The sequence below is a fragment of the Undibacterium sp. RuRC25W genome, from assembly GCF_049339825.1.
Lineage (GTDB): Bacteria > Pseudomonadota > Gammaproteobacteria > Burkholderiales > Burkholderiaceae_D > Undibacterium.
In genome coordinates this window covers 44,603-56,949 of the sequence record NZ_JBMPPD010000026.1, presented here as the reverse complement: position 1 = coordinate 56,949, position 12,347 = coordinate 44,603, and the positions used below count along the sequence as shown (strand labels likewise).

Annotated in this window: 6 protein-coding genes and 1 other RNA gene; 1 reads left to right on the top strand and 6 read right to left on the bottom strand. The window is 47.6% G+C overall.

The genetic code is table 11. The annotated features are described in order from the left end of the window. The 3 genes from mraZ to rnpB all read right to left on the bottom strand — a co-directional run bounded on the left by mraZ (window position 1) and on the right by rnpB (window position 4,996). Window positions 1–429: a division/cell wall cluster transcriptional repressor MraZ gene (gene mraZ / locus ACO0KV_RS12820; RefSeq protein ID WP_423042935.1), complete on the bottom strand. Its 429-nt coding sequence runs from the start codon at window positions 427–429 to the stop codon at window positions 1–3. A gap of 464 nt (window positions 430–893) precedes the next feature. Next, a complete protein-coding gene (locus ACO0KV_RS12815) occupies window positions 894–4,088 on the bottom strand; it encodes an EAL domain-containing protein (RefSeq protein ID WP_423042921.1) in 3,195 nt (1,064 codons plus the stop codon). Window positions 4,089–4,614: 526 nt separating this feature from the next. Then, an RNA gene (gene rnpB, locus ACO0KV_RS12810) (RNase P RNA component class A) lies at window positions 4,615–4,996 on the bottom strand. Window positions 4,997–5,164: 168 nt separating this feature from the next. Here rnpB and ACO0KV_RS12805 point away from each other — a divergent pair. Continuing rightward, window positions 5,165–6,862: a thiamine pyrophosphate-binding protein gene (locus ACO0KV_RS12805; protein WP_423042920.1), complete on the top strand. Its 1,698-nt coding sequence runs from the start codon at window positions 5,165–5,167 to the stop codon at window positions 6,860–6,862. A 921-nt stretch (window positions 6,863–7,783) separates the two neighbouring features. Here ACO0KV_RS12805 and ACO0KV_RS12800 read toward each other — a convergent pair. From ACO0KV_RS12800 to ACO0KV_RS12790, 3 genes are all read right to left on the bottom strand, one after another. Then, window positions 7,784–8,563: an enoyl-CoA hydratase gene (locus tag ACO0KV_RS12800; protein ID WP_423042919.1), complete on the bottom strand. Its 780-nt coding sequence runs from the start codon at window positions 8,561–8,563 to the stop codon at window positions 7,784–7,786. 155 nt (window positions 8,564–8,718) lie between these two features. After that, window positions 8,719–9,915, bottom strand: coding sequence for an acetyl-CoA C-acyltransferase (locus ACO0KV_RS12795; protein ID WP_423042918.1), 1,197 nt, complete (start codon window positions 9,913–9,915; stop codon window positions 8,719–8,721). A 14-nt stretch (window positions 9,916–9,929) separates the two neighbouring features. Beyond that, complete coding sequence (locus tag ACO0KV_RS12790; protein WP_423042917.1) at window positions 9,930–12,344, bottom strand: 3-hydroxyacyl-CoA dehydrogenase/enoyl-CoA hydratase family protein; 2,415 nt, start codon at window positions 12,342–12,344, stop codon at window positions 9,930–9,932. Window positions 12,345–12,347: the final 3 nt, after the last annotated feature.

Here is a 12,347-nt window from a genome sequence, read left to right as displayed (position 1 = left end):
TCAGAAAGAAAAGTTATTTAATACGTCAGGCGCGCCCGCAGCTTTGGCATTCGCTTCGTTCTCGGCGAGACGCGCGGCATCCCATATTTCAAAGTGACTTCCCATCCCCAGCATCATGATGTCGCGTTCGATACCGACGGCGTTACGCAGTTCAGGTGCCAATAAAATGCGACCTGCGCTATCGAGGTCCACATCAAATGCATTGCCAAGAAAGATACGTTTCCAGTCACGTGCCTGAATCGGCCAGGCAGCGATTTGTTCACGATGTGCTTCCCAGGTCGGACGAGGAAATAGCAAAAGACACCCATCAGGGTGACGAGTCAACGTAACGCGCCCCTGATATTGTTCGCTCAGGGCATCACGATAACGGGCAGGAATAGACATTCTGCCTTTCGCATCGAGATTGAGTGCGGATGGACCCTGAAACACGCTTGTACCTTTGACCTGGACTTTGATTGATATGAGAAGTCTGGTGAAGAGAATCATTTTTTGGGGAATTTCTCCCACAAAAATACACTTTTTCACACTGTTTCCCACTTTAGAGGATGACTTGAGCGTGGTCAAGTAAAATTACATGGCAGTTTTTGAATTTCTTTAATGAAGTCAATGACTTAGCGTAATTACTTCGAAACCAGTTTTTTGAAATAGTCCAATAAATGAATAACTTACGAAATATTTTGAAAGTAGCTTGTCACATACAAGTCTGTACGTGAACAAAAATATCTGCAAAGAAAAATGAGAAATAAAAGAAATTAGACGATCATAGAAACATGATGCCGACACTTGCGTCCTACAGAAAGTCACTCATCGAAGAATATCAGCGCGATCGCTAAATGAGTAAGGCAACGGCAAGTGAGTACCAACTAGATAGCGGCCAAGTTTTCAGCCCTCATTTAGTTACCGTTCTCTGTGTTGACCTGTTTTTGCAGCAAATACTGGAAGTCCTTCGCTGAAATCGCTTTGCTGTAATAAAAGCCTTGGTACTCGTCGCACTTAAAGTCACGCAAGGTATTCAATTGGGTTTCAGCGTCCACGCCTTCAGCGATCACTTTCAGCCCAAGCGTATGAGCCATGGCGACAATCGCCAGAACGATTGCAGTATCGTTGGGGTCAGTTGGAATGTCTTTAATGAATGAACGATCAACTTTCACACTATCGACCGGAAAACGTTTCAGGTACGCAAGAGAAGAATATCCCGTGCCGAAATCGTCAATAGATAAGCTGAAACCGGCCTCCTTGAAGCCATCCATCAAAATAATAGCCTGCTCTCGATTATGCATCACCATGCTTTCGGTAATTTCAAACTCGATGGCGTTAGCAGGCACACGCCAGAACTCAACCACGCTCTTCACTTCATCAAGCAACTGGCGATCATTAAACTGCGATCCTGACAAATTAATCGCAATCCGCCCAAAGCGATGATCCAGTTGGCGGAAACTCAGCACATCGCGACAGGCGACATCTAAGACGAGCATACCGAGGCGCGGAATCAAACCAGCTTCCTCTGCCAGCATAATAAAGTCGTTCGGGTACAAGATACCGCGCTCCGGATGATTCCAGCGCACCAACGCCTCAGCACCGACAATCAGCCCAGTCGAGACAGATACTTTGGGTTGATAATAGACGACGAACTCGCGTCGCTCCAATGCCTTTCGCAGACGCGCCTCAAAAGCTAGGCGCTCGACGGTATGGGTATTCATTTCAGAAGCATAAAACTGGAAATTATCCTTCCCTTTGTTTTTTGCTCGGTACATCGCAATATCCGCATTCTTCAACAACGTCTGCGCATCCCTACCATCAGTCGGGAAAGTGGCAATACCTATACTAGCGCTCAGTTGGCATTCCTGACCATATATTTCAAAAGGCTGCGAGGCTTCAAAGAGTAATTTATCAGCAATATCGCCGAGGTCACGAGGCTCATTAAACTGATCAATCAGCAAGATAAATTCATCCCCACCAACCCGCGCCACAATATCGGATTCCCGCAAGGTCTGGCGGAATCGCTGCGAAACGCTACGCAATACCTTATCACCCTCATCGTGCCCAAAGGTATCGTTGATATTTTTAAAGCGGTCGAGATCCAGGAACAAAACCGCGAGTCGGGTACGGTTACGCTCTGCGAGAGACAAGGCTTTAGCGAGATGCTGGTTATACAAAAAGCGATTCGGCAGTCCAGTCAATTCATCGTAATGCGCGAGTTGTAGAATTTTCTTCTCTGAACGACGTCCTTCAATCGCAATCGTTGCTATCTCGATCATAATGCCAATGAGTCCCATGTCCTCTTCAGTCATACAAGGGACATCAGGGAATAATAACGTGAAGCTACCAAGGACTTGGCCGTGTTTGTCCATTAATGGCCAAGCCATGCTTGATACAAACTCGGAGAGTTCTTCCAGTCCATTAACGAATTGCATGCAAGGTGACTGCTGCAAGCGATCAATCTGTACCGGACACGCAATTAAAACAGCATCACTCCAGATCCCGTTGCCATGAGTAACGGGCATGTTTTCCAGTTGCGTGAGTAAAATCCGAGGAAACTGCCGACCCACACCTTGCGTAAATGTACGTTGGTCGTCAGCCAGAAGCTGTAAGCCAACACACCAGGAAGGGCGCATATCGTGAACAAAGTCACAGACCGCATTGAGAATGTACACCGGCTCTTCATTGGCGCCAATGAGTTGCAATAAACGGTTTTGCCCCTCGAGCAGGCGTTCGGTATATTTGCGGGCATTGATATCGCGTTCGACACACAACAGCAATACCTCGCCATCTATCTCAACAGGGCTTAATGATACTTCGATATAAAACGACAACCCTTTTTTTTCTAATTGCCATTCAAAACATTGCGGTTTTCCGCCAAATGCCAGATCGATCAAAGAAAAAATCAGCGTTTCTTTGTTCGTTTCTTGGAAGCCTTCTACTGACTGATTCAGCGAAGAGAACACGCCCACTTTCTTCCCGATAATCTCCGCTTCCGAACTGACCTCTAACAGCGCTATAGCCGCATGATTACAATCGACATACAGATATGCCCGGTTGATAATCATCATCGCGTCATGCGCACCAGTAAAGAGAATTCGATATCGGTCTTCACTGGCAATAAACTTAGCTCTGGAAATCTGAAGACGTTTCAATTGCCACATCAGGATAGCAGCCAGCATCAAAATGAATGCAACCGTCAATGAGGTGAGCATCATCCGCTGTTGTAGACGCTTATTCCAGTCGAGTAGGATATTTTCCATATTCCGCTCGTAGACGAGCGTGAGCGGCGCACCCGAAATTTTCCGATAAGTGTAGAGATACTCACCGCCGGCATTCATTAACGATCCACCAACCAATGAGCCCTCGCTCGACGCATTGGCAAAAGCAGAAAGCAGTTCAGCCTGGATCACAGGTCGCTCGAGAAAAATAGGATCAAATGGTGCTCTGGCGAGAATATTGCCGTACTGATCATGGACAGAAATTCCAGCGGCACTGCCGCGCGCAACGATTTCGTAAAAATCCTGAAAATAACTCAACCGAATATCAACTTCTAAAATACCTATTGTCTGTCCTTGTTGATCGAAAATATGCCGCGCAATTGGTAAAATCCATTGATCTGATTCGGTTATTTTGCGAGAAGTCCCAATCACCAAATCAGCATAGGCGGGACGTTTTAGCATTCCCTCGATGTGGCTTAACGGTTTAAGTCCATTCGCTATATTCTGAAAAGGTCGGCTTGAGAAGCGCTGGACTCCACTATTGTCGAAAAATGACAGTGAATAAATAAACTGAGATTCTTGATATCGGCTGGCAAAAATCTTCTGCACATCAGCGTCATAGGTTGGGGTTTCGGTAGGGAGTGCACGGATATCATTGCCAGTCACATCCAGTGACCTTATCGCTTCGCTAAACGCACGGCTGGCATGCTCTTCCAGAATGCGGACCGTGAAATAGCTATGTTGTTGCGCACCAGCAAGGGTGAGACTTTTATCTTCTCGGATCGACCACCAGCTCTGCGCCACAATTGCTGTGACGATCAGGCAAACGCAAATGACAAATGCCGTTAAGGTCACATCACGTTGTTTTTTTATGCCTTGAGTCTCCATGCGCCTGCAATATGATGTGTATATGGTGTAAAGGCTCCCAACGATATCCAAACATGTCAGGAAACGTACTGCAAAATAAACTACAACGATACCAATATAAGTTTAACACCAGATTTTTTTAAATATGTTCACGATCTACATACAAGAAAGAAAATGTTTTAAACAAAATGGCATCGCACTACGATCGCTTCGCGGTGAGCAGCCTTTATTGTCTTTCTTTGCGTAGATAATTTTTTATTTTTCACGCGGCTTACTTCTATTTATCTACAGTAACATGAAGACGACAAGCTGGCGAGAAACAAGAGATGAAATTAGTTATTTTGCAATTATGCAAAACAACTGCAAAGACAAACCATCAATGTAAAAAGAGTGAAGAGATGAAGATGTGACGAGGCAACGAAGGCAATTGGGATGCCTGACACCGTCAGATTGTTGCAGACTTGTTGCATCCATGTTTATTGCAATAGGGGAATAGCAAAAAAGATGCAAATAAAAAAGATACGCACGAGCCAGCGAAGGAATAATAAATTGAAGCAGGCCGATAGGCCGGATTTTGTTACGGCATCAGGTATTGCTACCCTCTGCTATGACAATCATTCCTCTAGGCGACGGATTACTCCGCCGCTCAAGCTTTCTACCCGCACGCTCCGCGAGCCGCCTCAACGCGTGCCTATTTGAAATTGCTCCGGGTGGAGGTTACCGCGTTTCACCCTTTGTGGTTTAGCATGAGCTTGCGCCCTACTACGTCCCCAAAGACTCGTCTCTGTGGCCCTATTCCTCGCCTTATACCTCAGCTTTCGCCTTGGCTTTCAACGTACGGCCGTTAGCCGTCACCCTGCTCTATGGAGTCCGGACCTTCCTCCCGTCACCATGTAAACATGGCAACCAGCGATTGTCTGGCCTGCTTCAGGTACTATTCTACCTCAGAATGAGCAGCTCCAGTGACAGTCAGCACCCACTGACATTGACGTAAAACGTTGTGACATAGTCAGAATTGCTTGTTTTCCATCAGAACCACTGCAAATTTTGTAAGCTTTCTGGTAGCTTACTGCTTTTCCTTGCTCCTTATTACTATCATGTCGAATTCTCGTTCAGGTGGTCAGCTTATTGTCGATGCATTACAAATCCATGGTGTCGATACTATTTTTGGTGTTCCCGGAGAAAGCTATCTCCCTGTACTAGATGCGCTGCATGACAGTCCGATTCGTTTCATCATCAATCGTCAGGAGGGTGGTGCTGCGTTTATGGCGGATGCCTACGGAAAGATGACGGGTAAGCCAGGCATTTGCTTTGTCACACGAGGTCCTGGGGCAACCAATGCTTCCATCGGCGTTCACACCGCCTATCAGGATTCAACCCCAATGATTTTATTCATTGGTCAGGTGGGGAATGATTTTGTCGAACGTGAAGCGTTTCAGGAAATAGACTATCGCCGTATGTTCGGACAGATGGCAAAATGGGTTGCACAAATTGATCGAGCTGATCGTGTTCCGGAGTATATTGCGCGCGCGTTCCAGGTTGCTACCAGTGGGCGCCCTGGGCCAGTGGTCCTGGCGTTGCCAGAAGACATGCTGGCACAAGTGGTTGATGTAGTAGACACCCGCCATTACACACCAGTACAAGCGTCGGCATCACCGCAGCAATTGGCACAGTTCAGCGCAATGCTAGCAGCAGCGCAGCGTCCGCTATTGCTGATCGGAGGCAGTGGCTGGGACCAAACTGCGACAGACAATATCCGCGACTTTGCGACCCGCAATCACTTGCCATTAGCTTGCGCGTTCCGCTTCCAGGATTTGATCGATAATGCGCATCCCAACTACATTGGCGACGTTGGGATTGGCATTAATCCAAAACTCGCACAAAGAATCAAAGACGCCGATGTAGTTATCGCCATGGGCCCACGCTTAGGTGAGATGACAACGGGCGGTTACACGGTCCTTGAAGCACCCGTACCAAAACAAAAGCTGATTCACATTCACAGCGATGCCTTGGAATTAGGACGTGTATATCAAGCAGATCTGATGATCAATAGTGGCATGAAAGAATTTGCTGAAGCACTCGTCGGTATGAAAGCGATAGATACGACTCATCCTTGGCAGCATACCGTCGCTGAAGCGAAAGCAGATTTATTAGCATGGCAAACCGAGCCCGCTATATTTGCAAAAGAAAAGGCACCACTCAATTTATGGCAAGTCGTGCAGGACATCATGCACCTGACACCGGCTGACACCATCATTACGAACGGTGCAGGTAACTATGCCACGTGGGCACATCGCTATTTCCGTTACGGCGGTTTTCGCACGCAATTAGCGCCTACCTCCGGCGCCATGGGTTATAGCGTCCCTTCCGGTGTAGCCGCAAAAATTATTGATCCACAACGTACCGTTATTACCTTTGCCGGCGATGGTGAGTACATGATGAACGGACAGGAGTTAGCCACAGCTGTCCAATACCACGCCGGCGTTGTCATTATCGTTTTTAACAATGGCATGTACGGTACCATTCGCATGCATCAGGAACGCGAATTTCCGGCACGTGTATCAGGTACAGAATTACACAATCCTGATTTCGCTGCCTTAGCGCGTGCGTATGGTGCGAATGGTGAAACTGTTCTGACGACGGCTGAATTTGCTCCGGCGCTTGAACGCGCGTTGCAGTTCAGCCGCGAACAGCAACTTCCGGCATTGATTGAATTGCGTTACGACGGCAACCTGATCACACCGGGGGCGAGCCTGGAAACGATCCGTGAACAAGCCAAAACTGCTGGGAAATAAATCACGTTCCAATAATGAACAAAAAAAGCGCCACTCAGGCGCTTTTTTTATGATCAAATTATTCACACAAAGGCAATCAATAAACCACCTGACTTAGCGGTACGTGCGCAGAAAATACAGGATGCAACTGCGTATCTTCAGGGAACTCCACAATACCATTCCCGAGCAAAAAGGACGCGTCAGTAGCAAATGACATACCATGACATTCAATCGATCAGCGGAGCTGATCTTGATTTGAATACTACTTATGTGAATAAAGCCTTATATATCATCATCGCGATAGCTCAATGGATCCCGAAATCCATTTTTGCGCAGACTCTGGCGCGCTTTTCTGCGTTCTGCACGTTGCGGATGCAAAGCTTCATGCGCACCTGCATTCCGCATCCTCGCAGCCAACGCGAGCGGGTTGCGAGGTTTTGTCGTTGGAAGCACTATTTTAATTTTTCTTTTCATCTCGTATTGGCTCTGGCAGCGGTGATTAGCTTAAGGTTGACCTCTATTTTTTGCAGGAACTTTTCAACACGGGTCCAGAAGTCGACTTTATTTTTATACGCGCCAACCGTGACCTTCGTCAGAATACGTCACCCATTTCACGTCTGACTGCGTAGCAGATGATACGATAAGCGATAAAAAATACTTACCCCGAAGAGTGAATCGATACCGAGAACGACAAAATCAGATGTGATCCTCGTTATCTGACGTTTTTTTAAATGGGATTAGTTTATAGTGGAGCAACTAAGAAGCCAAGAATCAGTACCTATAAACCATTGACGCTCTTAATTCTATCAATACATGAATAAAAAATAGGTATTTTTAAGGCTTCAAAACAAAAAAGGCCGACGCATCGTCGACCTTTTTGTTGGTAATTTCCCTGTCCAGAAATAAAAAAACGTTAGTTTTCTCCTTTTCCTGAGCTCGTTATCAATTAAATTGACTGAAATCCGGCTTCCGCTTCTGGAAGAATGCCATAAATGCTTCTTTCGCTTCTGGCGCATTGAGCATCGCTGCAAAATACTGATTTTCTTCGGCCATTTTAGTCACGATCGCTTGTGGTTGCGCGCCTTTCATGAGACGTTTTGTCGTGCGGATGGATGCCGCAGGCAATGCGACGATTTTAGCGGCAACTTGCTGCGCGTACGGTAACAATTCTTCTAATGGCAACACTTTATTCACAAAGCCCATGTCAAATGCTTCTTGTGCACTGAACGCTTCACCCAGCATCAGTTTTTCTGCTGCACGTTGATAACCGACGATTTGTTGAAATACCAAGCTGGAGGCAAACTCAGGGCATAAGCCTAACTGAGTAAATGGCATCGACAATTTCGCATTATCAGCCAAATAAATCAGATCACAATGCATCAACAAGGTTGTACCGATACCGACTGCAGCACCGGATACCGCAGCGATGACTGGCTTACCGGAATCATTCAGCGCTTGCATGAATTGGTAGACGGGAGGAACGCTGTCAATTTTGGCTAAGCTGCCTGCGTTTTTCATGAAATCGTCGAGATCATTTCCTGCAGTGAAGATTTCTGGTTTGCCAGTAATCAAAATCGCTCGTACAGACGCATCGTTCTCGGCATCGCGCAATGCATCGGCCATGGTCTGATACATCGCGGCAGTAATGGCGTTTTTCTTTTCAGGACGATTAAAGCTGATCGTCAGAACACCGTTTTCTTTGTGGGTCAGGATATCTGTCATGGTTGTCTCTTTTCTTATAGTAAACACTAGTTCTTAAAACACGCCCTATTGTAGCGCGTCACAGAGCAACGTACGCTGGGGCTGATTTGTAAAAAAACCGCACAAAGATCTTGTGCGGTTTTTAATGGATAGAACGCTTTACATTCCCAAACGAATTACATACGTTCGAAAATACCTGCTGCACCCATACCAGTACCAACGCACATCGTCACCATACCGTATTTCAGGTTGTTGCGATGTAACGCGTGGATTGTCGTTGCGGAACGAATTGCACCTGTTGCGCCGAGTGGGTGACCCAGCGCAATCGCGCCACCCATTGGGTTGACTTTGGCTGGATCCAGACCCAGATCTTGTACCACTGCCAGTGACTGAGCAGCAAACGCTTCGTTCAGCTCAAACCAGTCGATCTGGTCTTGCGTGATACCTGCTGCACGGCATGCCGCTGGGATCGCTTCTTTAGGACCGATGCCCATGATTTCTGGTGGAACGCCACGAACAGCAAAAGAAGCAAAACGTGCCAACGGTGTCAGATTGAATTGCTTCAGAATTTTTTCACTAACCAGTATCAATGCACCAGCGCCGTCAGAGGTTTGTGAACTGTTACCCGCTGTCACGCTACCTTTGGCAGCAAACACGGCTTTGAGCTTCGCTAGGCCCTCTAAAGACGTATCTGGACGTGCGCCTTCATCGCGGCTCACTGTGCGTGTTTTGAGTTCGATTTCACCAGTGAGCAAATTCGGAACGCGATCAATGATATCGACAGACGTTGTCTCCGCATCGAAATAGCCAGCATTTTGTGCTGCGATAGCACGTTGGTGCGACTGCAGAGCAAACGCATCTTGTGCTTCACGGGATACTTTCCATTGTTGCGCGACTTTTTCAGCAGTCAAACCCATGCCGTAAGCCATACCAACATTTTCATCTTGGAGGATGGCCATGTTCATCGATGGGTTACTACCCATCATTGGTACCATGGACATGGACTCAACGCCACCGGCGATCATCACGTCAGCCTGACCAACACGGATACGATCAGCAGCCATCGCCACAGCAGTGATACCGGATGCGCAATAACGATTGATTGTCACGCCGCCGATAGTATTTGGCAGACCAGCGAGCAGTATGCCCATGCGTGCCAGATTCAGACCTTGTGCACCTTCTGGGAAAGAACAACCAATGATCGCGTCTTCAACCAGCTTAGGATCGAGATTAGGCACTTGTGCCAGCGCTGATTGCATGACACGTACCAGCAAATCATCTGGGCGTGTGTTGCGGAACATACCGCGACCAGATTTACCGATCGGTGTACGAGTAGCAGAGACGATATACGCGTCTTGAAGTTGTTTAGTCATGTTATGTACTCCGATTAGTTACGTACTGGCTTGCCAGTTTGCATCATGCCCATAATGCGCTCTTGTGTTTTTGGATGATTCAGCAATTCCATAAACGCTTTACGCTCCATGTCGAGCAACCATTGTTCGCTGACCAGACTACCGTTGTCGATGTCGCCACCGCAAACAACTTCTGCAATCATCTTGCCGAGTTTATAGTCATGTGCAGAGATAAAGCCACCGTCACGCATGTTGATTAACTGCGCAGAAATCGTCGCGATACCATGACGACCAGTCACAGGCACGAGTTTCTTCATTGGTGCACGATAACCAGCGTCAAACATCGCGCGCGCTTCTACTTTCGCTACATGTAACAGTTCGTATGGATTAAATACAATCACATCGTTCTCAGACAAGTAACCCATTTTTTTCGCTTCAAGCGCAGACTTGGATACGGCTGCCGTTGCTGCGTTGGTGAAGTAGTTTTTCAGGAATTGCAACAAGTCAGTACCTTTGGCATCGGCTGCCGCACGAACTGCTGCTTCCTTCAAGCCACCACCGCCAGGAACCAGACCAACACCCACTTCGACCAGACCAATGTAGGATTCGATCGATGCGACGCGTTTTGCTGCGTGCATCAACAATTCGCAACCGCCGCCCAAGGCCAGACCAGAAACAGCTGCCACTACTGGGATATTTGCATATTTCAATCCCTGATGCGCGTTTTGCAGACGGGCGATGGCTGGTTCAATTGCTTTTACACCACCGGACATAAACAATGGCAACATCGCTTGTAAGTCAGCGCCAGCAGAGAATGCGCCACCATCCGCTGCATCTGCACTCCAGATGACCAGACCTTTGTAATTTTTCTCGGCTTCGGCAATCGCTTTTTCCATGCCTTCGATCACGCCAGGGCCAATTACGTGCATCTTCGTTTTCAGGGACAGAATCAGCACGTCATCACGTTGTGTTTCAGTACCTTGATGCCAGATACGGACGGACTCATCTTCAAAGAACGTTGTACCAGCATTGGCGCCAGTTGCTTCGCCTGTACCCAGTACTGGCGCACGGAATGCCTGACGGTCATACACTGCCAGTGTGGAGCGTGGCACAAATGTCGATTGACTTGCTGACCAAGAACCAGCTGATGTATGTACGCCAGCATGTTGCGCTACTGGGCCTTCAAATACCCAGCTTGGCAACGGTGTGCTGCACAATGCTTTACCAGCGTCGATATCTTCTTTGACCCAGTTAGCGACTTCTGCCCAGCCAGATGCCTGCCATGTTTCGAACGGGCCAACATTCCAGCCAAAGCCCCAACGCATTGCGAAGTCGATGTCACGTGCGTTATCAGCAATCGTTGCAGCGTGAACTGCGATGTAATGGAACGCATCACGGAAAATCGCCCACAAGAATTGCGCTTGTACGTGAGTCGATTCACGCAAGGTTTTCATTTTCTTGATTGGGTCTTTTTCTTTCAGCATACGTGCAACGACGTCGTCAGCTTTTGCGCCGCCAGTGACGTATTGTGCTGTCGCGAAGTCCAGACGCTGAATATCTTTACCTACTTTTTTGTAAAAGCCAGCACCAGTCTTAGAACCGAGCGCACCAGCAGCAACCAGTTTTGCCAACACTTCTGGTGTTTTGTAGACTGCGAAGAATGGATCGTCCGCCAGATTGTCTTGCATGGTTTTGATCACATGACCCATGGTATCGAGACCAACAACGTCTGCGGTACGGAAGGTACCAGAGGATGCACGGCCCAGTTTTTTACCTGTCAGATCATCAACAACGTCCACCGTGAGGCCGAATTTTTCAGCTTCGTAGATTGTTGCCAGCATACCAAAAATACCAACGCGGTTCGCGATGAAGTTTGGAGTGTCTTTGGCGCGGACAACGCCTTTACCCAACGAAGTCGTCAGGAACCCTTCGAGTTGATCGATGATTTCTGGACGTGTTGCCACAGTTGGGATCAACTCAACCAAGTGCATGTAGCGTGGTGGGTTGAAGAAGTGGACGCCACAAAAGCGTGCTTTTAATTCTGCATCAAAACCTTCAGACAAGGCAGTGATAGATAAACCGGAGGTGTTCGACGCAAAAATCGCGTTTGGAGCGATGTGCGGAGCCACTTTTTTGTACAGATCATGTTTCCAGTCCATGCGTTCTGCAATGGCTTCAATGATCAGATCGCAACCAGCGAGCACGTCGAGGTTGTCTTCGTAATTGGCAACTTCAATCAGCGCCGCGTCTTCTTTGTTACCGAGCGGTGCTGGATTGAGTTTTTTCAGATTTTCAATTGCGCGCAAAACGATACCGTTTTTTGGGCCTTCTTTTGCTGGCAGATCAAACAAGACAACAGGTACTTTGGCGTTAATGCAATGCGCTGCAATTTGCGCACCCATCACACCGGCGCCGAGCACGGCGACTTTTTTAACGATGAAATTGGTCATGGC

What these genes read in the sequence shown, in the direction of transcription:
- ACO0KV_RS12795 (WP_423042918.1), bottom strand. Translation starts at nt 9,915, where the DNA reads ATGACTAAACAACTTCAAGACGCGTATATCGTCTCTGCTACTCGTACA.
- ACO0KV_RS12790 (WP_423042917.1), bottom strand. Translation starts at nt 12,344, where the DNA reads ATGACCAATTTCATCGTTAAAAAAGTCGCCGTGCTCGGCGCCGGTGTG.
- ACO0KV_RS12800 (WP_423042919.1), bottom strand. Translation starts at nt 8,563, where the DNA reads ATGACAGATATCCTGACCCACAAAGAAAACGGTGTTCTGACGATCAGC.
- ACO0KV_RS12805 (WP_423042920.1), top strand. Translation starts at nt 5,165, where the DNA reads ATGTCGAATTCTCGTTCAGGTGGTCAGCTTATTGTCGATGCATTACAA.
- ACO0KV_RS12815 (WP_423042921.1), bottom strand. Translation starts at nt 4,088, where the DNA reads ATGGAGACTCAAGGCATAAAAAAACAACGTGATGTGACCTTAACGGCA.